Source organism: Bacillus sp. SJZ110, assembly GCF_006715455.1.
GTDB classification, from domain to species: Bacteria; Bacillota; Bacilli; order Bacillales; family Bacillaceae; genus Bacillus; species Bacillus subtilis.
This window is the reverse complement of record NZ_VFNF01000002.1, coordinates 408,081-424,948: the sequence shown is the minus strand read 5'-3', so window position 1 is coordinate 424,948 and position 16,868 is coordinate 408,081. Positions and strand designations below refer to the sequence as shown.

General features: G+C 46.5%; 18 protein-coding genes, 1 pseudogene and 1 riboswitch. Of the genes and pseudogenes, 3 read left to right on the top strand and 16 right to left on the bottom strand.

Translation table 11 applies throughout. From position 1 onward, the window contains the following. Positions 1-18 precede the first annotated feature (18 nt). The 5 genes and pseudogenes from ykkD to FB592_RS07795 form a co-directional block, all read right to left on the bottom strand. On the bottom strand, positions 19-336 hold the full coding sequence (gene ykkD / locus FB592_RS07815; RefSeq protein WP_141949429.1) for a multidrug efflux SMR transporter subunit YkkD: 318 nt from the start codon (positions 334-336) through the stop codon (positions 19-21). Next, entirely contained in the window at positions 336-674 is a 339-nt protein-coding gene (gene ykkC, locus FB592_RS07810) for a multidrug efflux SMR transporter subunit YkkC (RefSeq protein WP_003232583.1), read from the bottom strand. Before ykkC ends, ykkD begins: the two co-directional genes overlap by 1 nt. Before the next feature lie 77 nt (positions 675-751). Continuing rightward, positions 752-863, bottom strand: a riboswitch (guanidine-I (ykkC/yxkD leader). Positions 864-895: 32 nt separating this feature from the next. Further along, complete coding sequence (locus FB592_RS07805; protein ID WP_021479443.1) at positions 896-1,414, bottom strand: GNAT family N-acetyltransferase; 519 nt, start codon at positions 1,412-1,414, stop codon at positions 896-898. Next, on the bottom strand, positions 1,404-1,931 hold the full coding sequence (locus FB592_RS07800) for a DinB family protein (RefSeq protein ID WP_141949428.1): 528 nt from the start codon (positions 1,929-1,931) through the stop codon (positions 1,404-1,406). The genes FB592_RS07805 and FB592_RS07800 overlap by 11 nt, the downstream gene beginning before the upstream one ends. A 91-nt stretch (positions 1,932-2,022) precedes the next feature. After that, positions 2,023-2,755: pseudogene (locus tag FB592_RS07795) on the bottom strand (DUF421 domain-containing protein). A gap of 148 nt (positions 2,756-2,903) precedes the next feature. Between FB592_RS07795 and FB592_RS07790 the strand changes: the two are divergent. Continuing rightward, positions 2,904-3,128 carry a hypothetical protein gene (locus FB592_RS07790; RefSeq protein ID WP_032725555.1) on the top strand — a complete coding sequence of 75 codons (225 nt, stop codon included), beginning with the start codon at positions 2,904-2,906 and terminating at the stop codon, positions 3,126-3,128. Between the two features lie 76 nt (positions 3,129-3,204). On the opposite strand, the gene hmpA is transcribed toward FB592_RS07790, so the two are convergent. Together hmpA and FB592_RS07780 are read right to left on the bottom strand one after the other, a co-directional pair. Further along, complete coding sequence (hmpA, locus tag FB592_RS07785) at positions 3,205-4,404, bottom strand: NO-inducible flavohemoprotein (RefSeq protein ID WP_003232593.1); 1,200 nt, start codon at positions 4,402-4,404, stop codon at positions 3,205-3,207. Between the two features lie 240 nt (positions 4,405-4,644). Then, positions 4,645-5,163: an acyl-CoA thioesterase gene (locus FB592_RS07780; RefSeq protein ID WP_003232595.1), complete on the bottom strand. Its 519-nt coding sequence runs from the start codon at positions 5,161-5,163 to the stop codon at positions 4,645-4,647. A 159-nt stretch (positions 5,164-5,322) separates the two neighbouring features. On the opposite strand from FB592_RS07780, the gene FB592_RS07775 reads away from it, so the two are divergent. Together FB592_RS07775 and pgl are read left to right on the top strand one after the other, a co-directional pair. Then, complete coding sequence (locus FB592_RS07775) at positions 5,323-6,183, top strand: dimethylarginine dimethylaminohydrolase family protein (protein ID WP_032725552.1); 861 nt, start codon at positions 5,323-5,325, stop codon at positions 6,181-6,183. 89 nt (positions 6,184-6,272) lie between these two features. After that, positions 6,273-7,322 (top strand): 6-phosphogluconolactonase, encoded by a 1,050-nt coding sequence (gene pgl / locus FB592_RS07770; protein ID WP_032725549.1) that lies wholly within the window; start codon positions 6,273-6,275, stop codon positions 7,320-7,322. Positions 7,323-7,365: 43 nt separating this feature from the next. Here pgl and FB592_RS07765 read toward each other — a convergent pair whose 3' ends face one another. The 9 genes from FB592_RS07765 to dppA all read right to left on the bottom strand — a co-directional run bounded on the left by FB592_RS07765 (position 7,366) and on the right by dppA (position 16,798). Continuing rightward, entirely contained in the window at positions 7,366-8,355 is a 990-nt protein-coding gene (locus tag FB592_RS07765) for an ABC transporter ATP-binding protein (RefSeq protein WP_003232600.1), read from the bottom strand. 12 nt (positions 8,356-8,367) lie between these two features. Continuing rightward, a complete protein-coding gene (gene eepC / locus FB592_RS07760) occupies positions 8,368-9,258 on the bottom strand; it encodes a gamma-D-glutamyl-L-lysine dipeptidyl-peptidase (protein WP_141949427.1) in 891 nt (296 codons plus the stop codon). Further along, positions 9,255-10,355 carry an L-Ala-D/L-Glu epimerase gene (gene ykfB, locus FB592_RS07755; RefSeq protein WP_038829053.1) on the bottom strand — a complete coding sequence of 367 codons (1,101 nt, stop codon included), beginning with the start codon at positions 10,353-10,355 and terminating at the stop codon, positions 9,255-9,257. Before ykfB ends, eepC begins: the two co-directional genes overlap by 4 nt. Next, a complete protein-coding gene (locus FB592_RS07750; RefSeq protein ID WP_141949426.1) occupies positions 10,352-11,311 on the bottom strand; it encodes a S66 peptidase family protein in 960 nt (319 codons plus the stop codon). The genes ykfB and FB592_RS07750 overlap by 4 nt, the downstream gene beginning before the upstream one ends. Before the next feature lie 87 nt (positions 11,312-11,398). Beyond that, positions 11,399-13,048: a dipeptide ABC transporter substrate-binding protein DppE gene (gene dppE / locus FB592_RS07745; RefSeq protein WP_141949474.1), complete on the bottom strand. Its 1,650-nt coding sequence runs from the start codon at positions 13,046-13,048 to the stop codon at positions 11,399-11,401. Positions 13,049-13,050: 2 nt separating this feature from the next. Further along, positions 13,051-14,058 carry a dipeptide ABC transporter ATP-binding subunit DppD gene (gene dppD, locus FB592_RS07740; RefSeq protein WP_015715751.1) on the bottom strand — a complete coding sequence of 336 codons (1,008 nt, stop codon included), beginning with the start codon at positions 14,056-14,058 and terminating at the stop codon, positions 13,051-13,053. A gap of 4 nt (positions 14,059-14,062) precedes the next feature. Then, positions 14,063-15,025: a dipeptide ABC transporter permease DppC gene (gene dppC / locus FB592_RS07735; RefSeq protein ID WP_014476568.1), complete on the bottom strand. Its 963-nt coding sequence runs from the start codon at positions 15,023-15,025 to the stop codon at positions 14,063-14,065. A gap of 5 nt (positions 15,026-15,030) precedes the next feature. Next, positions 15,031-15,957: a dipeptide ABC transporter permease DppB gene (dppB, locus tag FB592_RS07730; RefSeq protein ID WP_003245446.1), complete on the bottom strand. Its 927-nt coding sequence runs from the start codon at positions 15,955-15,957 to the stop codon at positions 15,031-15,033. Between the two features lie 16 nt (positions 15,958-15,973). Next, positions 15,974-16,798: a D-aminopeptidase DppA gene (gene dppA / locus FB592_RS07725; RefSeq protein ID WP_014479576.1), complete on the bottom strand. Its 825-nt coding sequence runs from the start codon at positions 16,796-16,798 to the stop codon at positions 15,974-15,976. Positions 16,799-16,868 lie beyond the last annotated feature (70 nt).

Sequence of the window (16,868 nt, the reverse complement as noted above, 5' to 3'; positions counted from 1 at the left end):
GATTTGATAAAAATCAATTTATGACAGAATTTTTAAACCAACTGCTGAGCATAAAATCAACATGATAAAGAAGATCCGTTTGGCGTCTTTCTGCTCCTTGTAAAAGAGGATGCCGATAAGCGCCCCGCCGGCGGTGCCAATTCCTGTCCAGACCGCGTAAGCCGTTCCCATCGGAATGGTTTCCATTGCGTACGACAGCAAGGAAAATGAAGCGGCAAAACCAACAATGATCAACAGCACCCATTTCACGCTTTTTTCTTTCGCATATTGATTCATAAGGGCCACGCCGGCCATTTCTAAACAGCCCGCGCACAGTAAACTGATCCAGTGCAGCATTATGCCTCGCCTCCTTTTTCCTCTGTCTCATCCTGTGTCACAAGCTTCAACCCGATTACACCGATTAAGAGCACGCCAATTAACAATAGCTTCGGCCATCCAACCGGTTCATGAAAAAGAACGATTTCACTAAGTACTGTTCCCGCTGTGCCGAGCCCGGTAAAGACGGCATACACGGTACCAACTGGCAGACTGTGAGTCGCCTTCATTAGAAGGTAAAAGCTGAATATGATGCCGATGGCAGTGCCGCTCCATGTTAAGGCTGAGTCAGCGTGCTTTAAGCCTATCACCCAAACAACCTCGAAAACAGCGGCAAGCACGACCAATCCCCATTTCATTTTGAGTCATTCCTTTCTATCTATTAAGATTCTCCGAAAACAAAAAAACCCCGGACAGTCGTCTCACATGAGATTGACTCTCCCGGGCTTTTTTCCCTCCGTGTGCATACGCGCTTCTATTTACGCGTATGTGTTTTCTCTCGGACCTGTCCATGTCAATTGACATGCGGAACCCTAGAAAACTTTACATGATATCATGATACTAAACTCAGCTCTATCTTTCAATTGTAAGATTTTCTTTCATATACCGCGATCGGTTTATTCCATTTTCTGATCGTTTTGCTGTAATGCATGCCGATTTTCTCCGCTACCCGTATGGACGCTTTGTTACCTGGATCAATCAAAGCCGTCATTTTGCCGAACTGCCGCTCGTTAAAGCCATAGTCCAGACAGGCCCGAGCCGCTTCTTGCGCATAGCCGTTCCCCCAGTGGCGGCGGGCAAACATATAGCCAATTTCCATTACGGTTTGATTTTCGATCTGCTGGGGAACGATGCCGCATTGCCCCAAAAACTCCCCTGTCCGCTTATCTTCGGCGATCCACAGACTAACGCCGTACCCTTTTTCATTTCGTTGGTTCCAATTGACCCACTCGCGGGTTTGCCTCTTATCTTTTAAACCGGAATAATATTTCATGACGTCAGGATCATTAAAAAGCAGCCCAAACAAAGTGGCTTGATCCCGATCTTCCATACAGCGCAAACGAATTCGATCAGTCACAAGCTTCGTTTTAGCGTTCATATTTCGCCACATCCTGCTTCCATTCTTTTTTGAGAGCTTCAATATGTGCCTGATGATAGCGGTTATGATCTGCCATATGCCAAATTCCCCATCGTATCGTCGCGGTGTCACCTTCAAAAGAAAGCGGCTGGTTCAAAGCATTTTCAGTTAAAGTGAAGCATACCGATTTCAACTCCTCAACTACATGCTGATGTCTTTTCAGGAGTTCATCTAAGCCTGGCTGATTCACCGGTTCAGGCAGCCGTCCGCTTTCATCTGTCATCGGGCCGTATGCCTGTTCAATATGATTCGGTATCCGATTTTCCCTAATGCGCCAGACCCATCTGATATCAACATTTGTGATATGGTGCAAAAGCTGAGCCGTGCTGTTTTTTGTTTGGCAGCGCCCCTTATAGTAAAGTTCACTGTGTGTCATATGGCTTACGATGGAAGCCAGACGGAGACTGTTTTCTTCCACTGCGGAATACAGCAAACTGACCGTTGGCGCCATGTCGTTTCTTATGGATAAGTCCTTCATGTTCAGTTCCCCTCCTAACTAGGTACATTTGACACCAAACAAAAATTCCCTTTAAAAAAGAAAAAAGCTCTCATTACAAGAGAGAGCCATCTTAATTGTTATTTCCCGGTTTATATAAGTAAGGATCATGCTGCGGTTCATTAGCGGTATTTAAATCAAGGGATATATCACCGCGTGCATTCATCGTGCCAAGGGTAATCGAAGACAGCAGTTTGGGGCTGTACCCTTTTTCCTCAAGCTTCTCAAACAGCCAGGATCGGTTTTTTTTGGAGATATTTCAAATTATGATCAAGGATTTCGCCATCCAGTATGAGCGGAATCGGGATAAAATTCCGTTCAGCTTCCATATTCAAATCCCGCACCTGCACCGCTCTCGCTTCCTCTTTCGGGATGACGCTTACTTCTCCCGTTTCTTCAATGATAGCAAGATCAATGTCAGCCGGGTCGGCATAGCCCTTTTCCCTCAGCTTTCCGAGCAGCTCATTAACAGTCAGCCTTTCTTTACGAAGGCCGCGTTCATCAATATCCCCGTTTCGGATTAGGACAGTCGGGCTCACGACTAGGAGCCATCGCCATTTATTAGATAAAGAGAGCTTGCTCATGATAAGATAAAGCACCAAAAAAGCACCCGCATAATAAATTGACATCGGCAGCTTGGATGTAAGGATCGGCTCACTGATAATGGTTCCGATTGCGAAGGTCAAAAGCAGATCAAAATTGTTCATTTGTGACACAGCTTTTTTACCGGCAAGCCGAAACAAAATATATGCAATCGAAAATACGATAACTGGCTTCAGTAAAAATACCCATACCATCCATAACACCGATCTTTACCTCCATCCGCTGGTCATATTGAGCCTATTGTGCCCCGTGGCAGGCCCGCTATGCATCAGTGTCTAAATAGGCGAACGTGCACATCGCCTGAACATAACATAATAGAAAGTGACACCGATTGGAGGCGCAATACGCAATATGAAAAATCAGAAGTCGAATACCCATTGGCCCTTTGATCTGCCATTGGCTCCCCAACCCGCGGGCTACCAGCAGCAAACAATCGACAGGCTGGCCGGTTTGGAGCTAAGGATGGAGCAACTAATTAGAGCGATTGAGGTAAACAATGAATTGCTGAGAACAATGCAAGAACAGCAAAACCGTGTATGCACAAATGGCGGCGGGTCTGTGATTGTCCGGATGTAGAAACCGGCGCTTGTCTACCTTCTTATATCTCAATAAAAAACTCTTCTCTGAAAGGAGAAGAGTTTCATGTATGTGTTCAAACGGACTGCGCCAAACTTAATTGCGGGCCGAATAGCTCGTAATGGATAGATTCCGGCGCTGATCCGAGCTCTGATACAAGCTTATGCATTGCCGTAATAAACGACGGTGAACCGCAAATATAGTAATCCGCATCTGTATTGGCAATCAGTTCTTTGAGGAATTGCTGATCAATCTGTCCTTCATGAAAATGCAGATCACCTGCACGGTCTTCCTCTGTCGGCTCGCGATACACAAATGCTGTTTTAACAGCAGAATGTTTTGCTGCTTCTTCTACTTCATGGCGCAATGCATGATATTCACTGTTTTTCGCCGCATGAATGAACAGAATTTGCCGTTCAGGCTGTTTGGAAACAGATGTTTTAAGCATGCTGATCATTGGTGTAATGCCAACTCCGGCACTGATCAAAACGAGATCTTTTTGTGATGCATGATCTAAAACAAAGTCCCCTGCCGGTGCGCTGATCTCTATTGAATCTCCCTCCTGCAGCCCATCGTGTAAGTAGGAAGACACGACACCATCTTTCTTCACTGAAATTCGATAATAGTCTTTTCCCGGCATATCAGACAGGCTGTACTGGCGGATATGCGTATATTCAGAATCAGGAATCCGCACTTTGATGCTGATATATTGCCCTGCTTGGAATTCAGGTAACGGCTTGCCGTCTTCCGGTTTCAAATAGAAGGATGTAATTTCTTTGCTTTCCCGCTCTTTTTTTGCGATAACGAATGGCTTATACTCCTTCCAGCCGCCGGCTTGCTCTTCAGCCTGTTCATACATGTCTTTTTCAATTCCGATGAACGCGTCAGCAATGACTCCGTACGCTTTTTCCCATGCCTGCATAATGTCAGGAGTTGCAGCGTCTCCCAATACATCTTTAATCGCAATCAGCAAATATTTACCGACGATTGGGTAGTGCTCAGGCTTAATTCCGATACTGCGGTGCTTGTGGCCGATTTGTTTGACAACCGGAATGATGTTTCCTAATTGGTCAATGTTTGCCGCAGCTGCAATAACGGCATTTGCCAGAGCAGTTCGCTGTGTTTTTTTCTTTTGGTTTGTTTGATTAAAAATGTTCAAAAGCTCTGGATGGTCTTGAAACATCCGATCGTAAAAACGGCCAGTGATTGTTTCTCCATGCTGTTGCAATACGGGTACAGTGCTTTTAATAATTTCGATTGTTTTGTTATCTAACATTTTATAAACAATCCTTTCGAAAAGATGTATTCATAATATATCTTTAAAATACATGATCTTACGAATAAAAGATATATCTAAAATGAATCTTTAATAAAGTTGTCACAAAATTATCAATTTAACATGACATTTGTTGCTTTTTTATAGAATCCCCTAGCAAAAACGAACTAACCATTGCAATAATCACCATTGAAAAGTACAAAAAAAAACCCAAAACAACTTATGTTTTGGGTTTAACGTTCACCAAGGCTTATCAGTTCCAAGCGCATTCGCAAGCGCCTGGCTGTGTTTCTTGCGGTTCTTACGTTCATTAGCACGCTGTACAGCTGTATTATGCAGCATGATTTCTTCTTCTGTTTCCGGTACAACCCTCGGTACAGGCACCGGCTTGCCATTTGAATCTAATGCGACAAATGTCAAAAAGGATGTGGCAGCGAGTTCCCGTTCGCCAGTCATCAAATGCTCCTTAATAACTTTCACAAATACTTCCATGGAAGATGTGCCGACCCATGTCACATATGACTCTAGGCAGACAGAATCCTTTTGCCCGATCGGCTTTAAAAAATCTACAGAATCCATTGAAGCTGTTACCGTTTCACGTCTGCAATGGCGCGCCGCTGAAATAGAGGCAATGTCGTCTATGTAGCTCATTAATTTTCCGCCAAACAGCGTATTATGGTTGTTCGTGTCAAGCGGGAACACCCTGCTGGTTTTCACAACCTTTGACTCTTTACAAAATCTTGTTTCCGGTGTTTCCATACCTTTCTCCCCTTTGATGTCTGATCTTTTAGCTAAATGCACTTATATTCTCCTATTAAACAATATTCTCTTCCATTTGTCTAAAATTTAAAATGGTTTAATGATTTTCATGATGAGGGAATAATAAATGTATTCTTCACACTTTAGGAGGAAAAACAAATGGACGTATCCATCCCGAAATCTCAGCACAAAACGGTATGCCGAACGGAATACGGTACACTTCAGAAAGTGATCTTATGCAAACCTGAGCACATGACCATAAAAGATGTTATAAACGAAACACAAAAACATTTTGAAGATGACAATATTCATGTAAAAACCGCAAACGACCAGCACAGCCGCTTAGTGGAGGCACTTAGGTCACACAACGTTGAGGTCATCCTTTTACCCGTTCGCGACGGGCTCCCAGAACAGGTTTTCACTAGGGATATAGGGTTTGTCATCGGAGAAAAAGCCTTTCTGTCAAGCATGACTGAACCGATTCGCCAAGGAGAAGAAGCCGTTATAAAAGATTTTTTTCACAGCCAAGGTATCTCTTATACCCGCATGCTTGATACGAGTATTGAAGGCGGAGACGTCATTATCGATGATGACATTGTCTATGTCGGAATCAGCCAGCGCACCGACATTTCAGCTATCGGCCAGCTGGAAGAGGCACTTCCTGAATATACGATCGTTCCAGTGAAGCTTCATGAAAAATTTTTGCATTTGGACTGCGTATTTAACATTGTATCTGAAAGCGAAGCGTTAATTTATCCACAGGCCATCGAGCCAGATGCAGCCGATATGCTGGCAAAACGTTATGATCTTATTGAGGTGCCCGAGGACGAACAATTTACGCTTGGCACCAACGTCCTTTCAATCGGAAAAAAAACGATCATCAGTCTCCCTGGCAACCGCCATGTCAATCAACAGCTATCGAAAAGAGGCTATCACATTATCGAAATTGACCTGTCAGAAATTATTAAATCAGGCGGCTCCTTCAGGTGCTGCACAATGCCGCTGATTCGAGGCGAATGAAGAATCTTCCCCTTTTTCATGTTTTGAACAGCTTATTTTATCAAGATACGTTAATATAGAGGTGACATCATTTTTAAGGGGGAAATCGCATGACAAAATACATAGGATATGTCGGGACGTATACAAAAGGCGGAAGCGAAGGAATTTATTCATTTGAGCTTGATACTGAGAAAAAAGCACTCAGCGAGCCAAAGCTGGCCGCTAAGCTGGGCAACCCGACATATGTGGCGCCGAATAAAAACAACACCATCCTTTATTCCATCGAAAAAGCAGACGGCCAAGGCGGAGTTGCTGCCTATCAAATCGATAAAAACAGCGGCGAGTTGACATTTCTGAATCATCAGTTAATTGATGGCCCTTCGCCATGCCACGTAAGCATTGATGATCAAAATCAATTCATCCTGACTGCCAATTATCACAGCGGGAAGGTACACGTTTTTCCGGTTCAGGAAGACGGCAGCTTGCAATCACCTGTTTCAGAGGCCGCTCACACAGGAAAAGGGCCGCACGAAAGACAAGAAAAACCGCATACACACTACGCGGGGTTCACACCTGAACACAATTATGTGGTAGCGGTTGATTTAGGTATAGATAAGCTGTACACCTATAAGCTGAAAGACGGCGTGTTGACTGAATCCGGAAGCCATTCCTTCGCTCCCGGTGCAGGACCTCGCCATATCGCTTTTCATCCGAAAGAAAAATACGCTTATGTCATGACAGAATTAAGCAATGAAGTGATTGCGCTTGAATACAACCCGACAGCCGGCGAATTTAGAGAAATCCAAGTCGTTTCTGCCATCCCTGATGATTTTACAGATAACAGCCAGGGAAGCGCAATTCATGTCACGCAGGACGGACGTTTTGTTTATGTCGCAAACCGCGGCCATGACAGTATCGCCGTATTTGAAGTGAATCAATATTCAGGAGAGCTGGCTTTCGTAGAAAGAGTGTCGACAGAAGGAAACTGGCCTCGTGACTTTGTACTTGACCCAACGGAAGGGTTCCTCGTTGCTTCAAATGAAGAAACAGGCAACCTTGTCTTGTTTGAAAGAGACAAAGAAACCGGCCGATTGACACTCCTCCCATCAACGGTTTCTGTCCCTTACCCGGTTTGTGTAAAGTTTTTACATCAAGTATAAAACAAATGGAGTGGCTCTAGTAAAAAGGAGCCACTCTTTTTATTTATCTCACTTTTTCCTTCGTTTCAGCATTTCGATACAAATGGCAAGCGACAAAACGGCCGGGTTCGATTTCTTGAAGCTGGGGACGAGATTCTCCACATTCAGGCATCGCCTCCGGACAGCGGGTACGAAACACGCAGCCGCTTGGCGGATTGACCGGGCTCGGCAGCTCTCCTTTTAAGAGAATACGCTCACGCTTGTCCTCCAATTCAGGATCTGGAATCGGAATTGAGGACAAAAGCGCCTTTGTATAGGGATGGAGCGGTTCACGATACAAGGTGCCGCTCTCTGTAATTTCCATCATGTGTCCTAAGTACATAACACCGATCCTGTCACTGATATGCTTCACCATCGAAAGATCATGGGCAATGAATAAAAACGTTAGCCCTTTCTCTTTTTGAAGCCGCTTCAGCAGGTTGACCACCTGCGCTTGAACAGAGACATCAAGAGCAGAAATCGGTTCGTCCGCCACGATAAATTCCGGATTCAGCGACAGTGCTCTCGCAATCCCGATTCTTTGCCTTTGCCCGCCGCTGAATTCATGCGGATAACGGCTGCCAAAATCGGGATGAAGCCCAACTGCCTCAAGCAGCTCGTCCACGACGAGAAGCCGCGCTTTATGGGTATTGTAGAGATTGTGAATCTCCATCGGCTCCAAAATAATTTCTCGAACGGTCATGCGCGGGTTAAGTGAAGCATAAGGGTCCTGAAAAATCATCTGCAGTTTGCGGTTGAAGGCAAACTGCTCTTTTTCACTTAGTGCATGAAGATTTGTGCCGCGGTATGTCACGCTTCCTTCTGTCGGCTGATAAAGGCGCATCAGCACTCTCCCCAAGGTTGATTTCCCGCACCCTGATTCCCCGACTAGCCCGAACGTTTCTCCTTCACGAATCTGAAAGGTGACCCCGTCGACGGCTTTGACTGTCCGCTTTTTCCCTGCGTCAAAATGCATTTTCAGCTGGCTGACCTCTAACAAAGGCAGTGGCGTCATTTGTCTCCCTCCTTATTCTGAAAAACAGCGGCGCACCGCACAAAGTTCTTTTTCATAGGTTGTGTCTTTTAATGTAATGATTTCGATTGATTTTCCTGTCTTTGGAGAATGAAGCATTTTCCCGCCGCCAACGGAGAGACCGACGTGATGAATCGCTCCTTTTCCTTCCTCATAAGCAAAAAACAGCAGGTCACCTGCTTTCATATCATCAAGCGGGACACCCTTCCCCGCCTTAGCCTGATCTCCCGCATCACGGGGGATGCTATATCCATTCGCCTTAAATATACTGTACATAAATCCGGAGCAATCAAACCCAAACCCGCTGATCCCTCCCCATAGGTAGGGAAGGCCAAGGAAAAAAGCACCCGTTTGAATGATGTCTTCAGCAGTCCCTTTCTGTTTGCTGACAGGCACTGCATCACTTTGCTTCACAAACCTTTCTCCCAAAACAGTCGAAACCTTAAAATATCCGTTTTCTTTTGCAATGAAGGGGAGAACCGTTAAAAAGCTTAATTCGATCTCCTTTTCCCCATTGCTTCTGTACAAAAAGGCAGCAGGTTTGCTGATCATCATATCGTGTTGTGTATGGATGGGCTTTGTTTTTTCCAGCTGGTACTTTTTCATCCAACCCGGGTATCCGCGCGGATCCTTTCGGGATGGCTGGCTAGGCACGATCACAGAAACCCATTCCCCCTGTTCCGCCGTCACAAGTACCTTTTCGCCAAAGAGAACCTGAGTTTGGATTACATTGTCTGTACATAATCCAAGCCGTTCATCATACGTCATGCGCTCCAGCCAGTCTCTGATCCTTACAGTCGGTTGAAGTATGAATTGATCAGACGGACGCGGTGAATCAGGCGCTGTCCAGATGTTGGCCACTGCTGATATGACAGTGTGCATCATTGCTCTTTTCCCCCTTTCAAAAGCGCAGTCCCGGTGATTCCGAGGCCCGGTTTGCCAGGCATCGAAATCGTGCTGCCGCTATATGTTATGCCGCCTTTGAATACATCTGTTTTCAGCATCAGCGGCGCGTCAAAATCAAAGCGTGTGATGTTTCTCTTGCTTGCCGCAAAATGCGCCGCGGCCGTAATGCCCAGCTTCGTTTCGATCATGCTGCCGACCATACACTCCACCCCGCAGGCCTCCGCCATGGCATTAATTTTCTCTGCTCCGCTGATGCCGCCCGCTTTCATCAATTTAATATTGATCAAGTCTGCGCTCCGGGTTTGCAGAACTTCGAACGCCTGGCGCGGTGTAAAAACACTTTCATCAGCCATAATCGGCGTATCTGTTGCATCTGTCACCTTTTTAAGCCCAGCGAGATCATCTTTATGGACAGGCTGCTCGACAAGCTCAATGCCTAGACCCGCATCCTCCATTTTCCGAATGGCAGTTACCGCTTCCTTCGGCGTCCACCCCTGATTAGCGTCTAAACGCAGTTTCACAGCTGATCCGACACGTTTTCTGATTTCCTGGATACGGGCAATATCTGTTGCAATATCATCTTTTCCGACCTTTATTTTCAGCGTTTGAAAGCCTTGTTTGAGATAATTCTCGGCATCAGCTGCCATCTCTTCAGGTGAGTTGACACTGACGGTATAATCTGTTTCCAGCGTATCTCGATATCCGCCAAGCATTTGATAAAGCGGCAGCCCGCACATCTGCGCCCAGCCGTCGTATAGCGCCATTTCTACAGCAGCCTTCGCGCTCATATTTCCTGTAAGAAGATGCTGGATGTCGTGCAGAATGGCCTCACAGCCGGACAGGCTTTTTCCAAGCAATGCCGGCTTCAACACATGGTGGATGGCACTTTCAATGCTATCCATGCTGTCTCCTGTAATCACTAACGTCGGGGGTGCTTCTCCCCATCCGACTGCACCGCTGTCATAAGTAATCCTTACTATGACTGATTCAGCCGTATACACAGTGCGAAGCGCGGTTTTAAACGGCTTTGTCAGCGGGACAGCGATTCGGCTTGTTTCGATTCGAATGATTTTCATGTCTTCAGCGCCCCTTCTGAAACGCCTGCCTCTATTACGACTGTTTTTTCTGCTGTATTCATAGCAGCTTTCGCACCGATCGGAACGGCAATACTTGGCGAGCAGTGGCCGATTTTAAATCCTCTCAGAGCAGGCCTGCCCGCAGAAATAATATAGTCTTCCAGCACTTGCTCAAGCGAGAGAGACTTCTCTCGCTTCACCGGGACACAATTGTGAAAATCACAAACTAGAATTCCCGCAGCGTCCGTCAGCTTCCCCGCCATTTTCAGCTGATTCAGCATCCGGTCGATTTGATAAGGCTCCTCGTCAATATCTTCAATAAACAGAAGCTTTCCTCTCGTATCAATTTCAAATGGCGTGCCCAGTGTAGACGTCAGCAAAGACAGATTTCCCCCGACAAGCTCGCCTTCCGCTTTTCCAGGAACAAGCGTGGTCAGCGGAGAAAGCTCTTCTGTATAGGTGAATTCCGTCTCCTGGAAGAGCTGCTTATATGACGCTTTTGTCAGCGGGTGAACGTCGTCAAGGCCAATATCCGAGCTGAGCATTGGGCCATGGAAGGTGACAAGACCTGTGTTTTGATGAATGGCAGTATGTAAAAACGTAATATCGCTGTATCCCCAAAAGATTTTAGGGTGTTTGCGGATCAAGCTGAAATCAATGCCCGCGGCGATACGTCCTGTCCCAAAACCCCCGCATGCGCACAACACTGCTTTTACCTCCTCGTCTCTGAACATCTCATGGAGATCCGCCAGCCGCTCATCATCCTGTCCCGCTAAATAGCCGTGCTGGTTTTTCAGCGCCTTGGCCAGCTTTACCTGAAGACCGAGCTCTTCTAAAAATAAAAGCGCGGTGTCAAGCTTTTTTGGATCCGGCGGACTTGCGGGCGCGATCACTCCGACTGTATCACCCTTTTTCAGCGCTTTCGGCTTGTAATTCAACGAAAACACTCCTTTCATTTGCTCTGCACCCTACGTATACGTGCAAGAAAGAGAAAAAATACCGCTCCTTCGCATAAAGAAGCAGTATTTCCTCAATCACCGCCATCAGTTTTTATCTGCCCATTTTAAATCGATATAGCCGACAGGGTGACGGACAATTCCTTTTACTTGTTCATTTTGCAGGTGAACCTGATTATAAAAATAAACCGGAATGATCGGCGCTTCATTGATGAGCAGCTCTTCAGCTTGATGCATAAGAGAGAACCGTGTTTTTTCATCGGCTTCATTTTTCGCCTGTTTGATCAGCTGATCGTATTCTTTATTGGCCCAGCCTGTGCGGTTCATCGAATTTCCCGTTTGAAAGGCTTCCAGAAAACTGATAGGGTCCGCGTAATCAGGCAAAAATGAGCTTTGAGAGAATTGGAATTTCAGCGCTTTTTGATCCTCTAAAAATACGTTCCATTCCATATTGGCCAGCTTTACATCGACTCCAAGGCTATTTTTCAATTTTTGCTGAATAGCTTCGGCAATCTTTTTATGCTCCGGCTTTGTGCTGTAAGTAAGCGTGATCGCAGGAAGCTTATTATAGTTTTCTTCCTTCATGCCCTTTTCGAGCAGCTGCTTCGCTTTGCTTTCGTTAGGCTTGATCAGGTCTCTGCCTGCTTCACGGAAATCTTTGCCGTCAGGCTGCGTAAACCCAGGCGATACAAAGGCACGCGCCGGTTTTTCATTATTTTTCGTGACATACTTTACAATTTCCTCTTGATCCACAGCCATCGCAAAGGCTTTTCTGATGTTTTCATTTTGAAACGGCTCCATGTTGACATTAAATCGATAGAAATAGAGACCCGCCTGGTCAACAATATTGACGTTATCCTGATCAAGCAGCTGATCACTCAGCTCAGCAGGGACATAAGCGGTATCAAGTTCCCCTGATTGAAACATCTGGTAATCTGTATTTCTGTCACTGACCATCGCCCATTTCACCTTATCAAGCTTCACTGTATCTTTATCCCAATACGTGTCGCTTTTCTCCATTGTGATGCTGTCATCATGCTTCCATTCCGTCAGCTTAAACGGGCCGTTTCCGACAAATGTATCCGCCTCAGCAAACCACTTTGGATTGTCTTTATCGACCTTTTCATTTACCGGAAAATACGCAGGATTGGACACAACGCTCAGAAAATATTTTTGCGGTGCTTCCAGTGTAACTTCAAGGGTTCGATCATCCTTTGCCGTCACCTTCACATCATCTTTTTTCCCTTTCCCGCTGTTATATGCTTCGCCGCCTTCAATAAAATAACCTAGGAATGCCGATGCAGCGCCTTTTTTCGGATCAAGCATCCGCTTCCACGCGTATTCGAAGTCTCCGGCTGTTACAGGATCTCCGTTTGTCCATTTCGCATTTTCCCGAATCGTAAATGTGTAAGTTTTTTTATCTTTCGAAACAGACCATTTCTCCGCCATTGCCGGCTCGGGCTCATGATCTTTGCCAAGACGCGTCAGCCCCTCCATGATGTTATTTAACGGCTGCCATGACACATTATTAAAGCCGATCGGCGGATCGAATGAAGTCGGTTCATTTTCATTATTTACATACAGCACCTTTTCTCCGCTGGTTTTTGCCTTATCATGACTGCCTTCTTTTCCGGCCTGTTCATTTGCTGTGCACCCCATCAGCGCAAACGAAAGTCCTAATGCAATACCCATGCCCCATAGCTTTTTCACTCGTTTCATCCTCTTCCCCCTTTTCATGTTCAATCCTTCGCATCCCCTGACAGCACCGCATGCTCTGCTCGTTGATCCTGCAGCCAGCAGTTGACGGTGTGCGAGTCAGATCTGATCGTCTGGCCCGGGTACACCCTGTCACACACGACCATCCTGTTCGGACAGCGGGCGGCAAACGGGCAGCCCGGCGGAGGCGAAAATAAATCCGGCGGCGTTCCGTCGATTGGGATCAGCTCAGCGCCATCTAAATCCAGCCGCGGAACAGAAGCCAGCAGTCCTTTTGTATAAGGGTGCTGCGGCTGATAAAAAATATCTTTTCTCGTGCCGATTTCCGCGATTTTCCCGGCATACATGACTGCGACTCTGTCAGCTACCTGGGCAACGACACCTAAATCATGTGTAATCAGAATGACAGACACATTCGTTTTTCTCTGAATCTCTTTAAACAGCTCTAAAATCTGTGCCTGAATGGTTACATCCAGGGCGGTGGTCGGTTCATCCGCAATTAAGATGTCAGGCTCGCAAATCAGCGCCATCGCAATGACAATCCGCTGTCTCATGCCGCCGCTGAATTGGTGGGGATATTGCTTTAGGCGCTCTTCGGGATCTGGAATACCAACCAATGACAGCATGGAAAGCACCTCTTTCCGTGCCGCTTTTTTGCTCATTTTTTTGTGGCGCAATAGCGCTTCCCCCAGCTGGTCGCCGACAGTCAGCGTAGGGTTTAACGCCGTCATCGGGTCTTGAAAAATCATAGAAATGTCGGCTCCCCTGATACCTCTCATTTCTTTGTCAGAGAGACGGCAAAGGTCTTTGTTTTTAAATAGAATGCTGCCGTCTGTCACCTTCGCCGAATAAGGCGGAAGCAGGCCCATGATGCTTTGGGAGGTAACGCTTTTGCCGCAGCCGGATTCGCCGACGATCGCAAAGGTTTCTCCTTGATACAAATCAAAGCTCACCCCTCTGACCGCCTGAACCGTCCCGCCGTAAGTCGTAAAAGACACGTGCAGATTTTGGACTGACAGAACTTTTTCCATACAGCTACCTCCTCAGCTTAGGGTCAAGCGCATCCTGCAATCCGTCCCCCAGCACATTAAACGCGTACATCGTCAGAGATATGAAAAAGGCCGGAAAAAACAGGCGCCACCAATGCCCAGATAAAATCGTAGGCAGGCCGTCATTCGCCATCACGCCCCAACTTGCAAACGGAGCCTGTATGCCGAGGCCGAGAAAGCTTAAAAATGATTCTGCGAATATGGCGGCAGGTACGGTTAATGTCATTTGTACGATGATCGCTCCCATAGTATTCGGCAGCAAATTCTTTCGGATGATGCGAAAGGTTTTCGCGCCAAAGGTTTTCGAGGCGAGTACATATTCATAATTTTTAATCTGAAGCACCTGGCCTCTTACAATTCTCGCCATGCCGACCCACCCGGTCACAGTCAGCGCCACAATAATAGTGCCCAGTCCCGGTCCCATGAGCACCATCAGCAAAATGACAACAAGCAGGTACGGCAGTCCGTACAGCACTTCGATAATCCGCATCATAATGCTGTCAATCCTGCCGCCTTTATAGCCGGCAACGCCTCCGTAAATGACACCGATCAAAAAATCAATCAGTGCTGCCATCACGCCGACAAACAACGAGATTCTCGCGCCATACCATGTTCGGGTAAACACATCCCGGCCGAGTTCATCGGTGCCGAACCAATGATCGGCTGAGGGCGGAAGATTTTGTTCTGTCAGCGATTGGCGTACGACACTATGGGGCGATAAAAAGGGCCCGATAACTGCCATGACAAAAAGAAATAAAAGAATAAAGAGTCCGGCCATCGCTAATTTATTTTTTTTCAGCCTCCTCCAGGCATCCTGCGTGTATGATAAACTCGGCCGCTTGACCGAATCGGCTTCCCGATTTTTTTCCTGATTCGAGACAAACCACTCATCAGGCACCTGATTGTGCTGTTCTGGCTGGCGTTCATCCGTTTGTACAGGGAGATTCACACGCTTCACCCTTTCTTATGCAGTTTAATGCGCGGGTCTAAGAGACCGTAGGCCAAATCGACCAAAAACAGCATGATAATCAGAATGACGCTGTAAAAAACGGTCGTTCCCATAATCACGGGGTAGTCCCGCTGATTAATGCTTTCAACAAAATATTTTCCCATTCCCGGAATGGCAAAGATTTTTTCAATGACAAAGCTTCCTGTTAAGATGCTGGCGACGAGTGTGCCCAGGACGGTAATGACGGGCATGAGTGCATTTCTGAGTGCGTGTTTTACGATAATTTTGAACGGAGAAAGCCCTTTTGCTTTTGCTGTGCGGATATAATCCTGTGTCAGAACTTCAACCATGCTCGACCGTGTCAGCCTGGCAATGATCGCCATTGGCCCTACAGCAAGCGCTGCGGTCGGAAGCACCATATGAATCGGGCTCGTCCATGTCGCAGCGGGAAATAGTTTGAGATTGACAGCAAATTGCTGAATGAGCAATGTTGCCAGAATAAAATTCGGGATGGAGATGCCGAGTACTGCAAGACTCATCGCGGCGTAGTCCAAAAAGCCATTGCGGCGGAGTGCAGCGATTACGCCCAGCACCAGCCCAGAAATCACAGCAATGACAATCGCTGTCATCCCAAGCTCAAAGGAAACGGGAAATCCGCGTTCCAGCATATCATTTACGCTGTCCGACGGTTTTTTAATTGAAGGTCCGAAATCGAATGTAATGATGGATTTTAAGTAGAAAATGTATTGGAAAATGAGAGGATCGTCTAAGTGATAGTAGGCTTCGAGATTTTTTTGAACGGCTTCATTTGTGCCTCTCTCCTCGTTAAAAGGAGATCCGGGAATGACCTTCATGAGAACAAAAGTCAGGGTGGTAATCACCAAAATCGTAGCTGCCATTGCCCAAAAACGCTTTATCATGTATCGCGCCAAAGCCTAAAACACCCCTTTAGCAGAATGATGTCCGCATCGCAAGCTCAGTCATGACAAGCATCGCCTGATAGGCTTCAAGCATGTCCTTCGCCTGAAATTGAACGGTTGTAGTTCCCGTCTTGATTTCCGTTCCCGGCATCAGATTCGCCCATTCTGCTTGGCCATAATTGGCGAATTCAATGCTCAGAACTGGCCTGTCAGGCGGGGTGAGCGGCTTGACTTTGTCCTTGTTTTGCAGGGCAAACGCAGTTTTTTCTGTCAACAGCCGTCCGGCTTTCGCAGGGGACAAGCACTTCACTGCGGATCTTGAAATGGTTTGTTTGACTGCGGCTGTCGTCACGTTCGGGATAAGCTCTTCCGCTTCCTTCGCCGCCCGGTCATCCCCGGCTACCATTAATACCGGGACATCATAATAACCGGCAACGTATGCATTTAATCCAAGCTCACCGACAGGCCGATCGTTTATGTAAAAATGACGGACGCCGAAAATCATGCTGTGTGACATGACACCAGGAGTCGAGGCTCTCGCATGATAACCGAGAAACAAAGCGCCTGTAAACGTATCATCCAGTCCCTCCACCATTGAAAATGGTTTGACGTCACCAGAAATCAAGTCTGCTTCAGGGTGAAGCTTTTCAACCATCAGATTATTCATCTTCGAATGACTGTCATTGACCAGCACCTCGGTACACCCGCTGTTAAACGCTTCAGCAATACAGTAGTTTGCTTCTTCAGTCATGATAAGCCGTCCGCGTTCATAATTCCGCTTGCCGGAATCCACAAAGGTATCGTCCGGAAGACCCGAAATACCTTCCATATCTACTGACATGTACAATTTCATAACGCTCCTCCTTTTTTACTAAATTATGAATATTCTAACAAATTATATTAAAAAAAGAGGAAAAATGCAA

Bases quoted from the DNA above. Each gene is read 5' to 3' on its own strand.
- hmpA (WP_003232593.1), bottom strand. From the start codon at position 4,404: ATGTTAGATAACAAAACAATCGAAATTATTAAAAGCACTGTACCCGTA.
- ykfB (WP_038829053.1), bottom strand. From the start codon at position 10,355: ATGAAAATCATTCGAATCGAAACAAGCCGAATCGCTGTCCCGCTGACA.
- FB592_RS07775 (WP_032725552.1), top strand. From the start codon at position 5,323: ATGGACGTATCCATCCCGAAATCTCAGCACAAAACGGTATGCCGAACG.
- dppA (WP_014479576.1), bottom strand. From the start codon at position 16,798: ATGAAATTGTACATGTCAGTAGATATGGAAGGTATTTCGGGTCTTCCG.
- dppE (WP_141949474.1), bottom strand. From the start codon at position 13,048: ATGAAAAGGGGGAAGAGGATGAAACGAGTGAAAAAGCTATGGGGCATG.
- eepC (WP_141949427.1), bottom strand. From the start codon at position 9,258: ATGATGCACACTGTCATATCAGCAGTGGCCAACATCTGGACAGCGCCT.
- dppD (WP_015715751.1), bottom strand. From the start codon at position 14,058: ATGGAAAAAGTTCTGTCAGTCCAAAATCTGCACGTGTCTTTTACGACT.
- ykkD (WP_141949429.1), bottom strand. From the start codon at position 336: ATGCTGCACTGGATCAGTTTACTGTGCGCGGGCTGTTTAGAAATGGCC.
- FB592_RS07780 (WP_003232595.1), bottom strand. From the start codon at position 5,163: ATGGAAACACCGGAAACAAGATTTTGTAAAGAGTCAAAGGTTGTGAAA.
- ykkC (WP_003232583.1), bottom strand. From the start codon at position 674: ATGAAATGGGGATTGGTCGTGCTTGCCGCTGTTTTCGAGGTTGTTTGG.
- FB592_RS07765 (WP_003232600.1), bottom strand. From the start codon at position 8,355: ATGACGCCACTGCCTTTGTTAGAGGTCAGCCAGCTGAAAATGCATTTT.
- pgl (WP_032725549.1), top strand. From the start codon at position 6,273: ATGACAAAATACATAGGATATGTCGGGACGTATACAAAAGGCGGAAGC.
- FB592_RS07805 (WP_021479443.1), bottom strand. From the start codon at position 1,414: ATGAACGCTAAAACGAAGCTTGTGACTGATCGAATTCGTTTGCGCTGT.
- FB592_RS07790 (WP_032725555.1), top strand. From the start codon at position 2,904: ATGAAAAATCAGAAGTCGAATACCCATTGGCCCTTTGATCTGCCATTG.
- FB592_RS07800 (WP_141949428.1), bottom strand. From the start codon at position 1,931: ATGAAGGACTTATCCATAAGAAACGACATGGCGCCAACGGTCAGTTTG.
- FB592_RS07750 (WP_141949426.1), bottom strand. From the start codon at position 11,311: ATGAAAGGAGTGTTTTCGTTGAATTACAAGCCGAAAGCGCTGAAAAAG.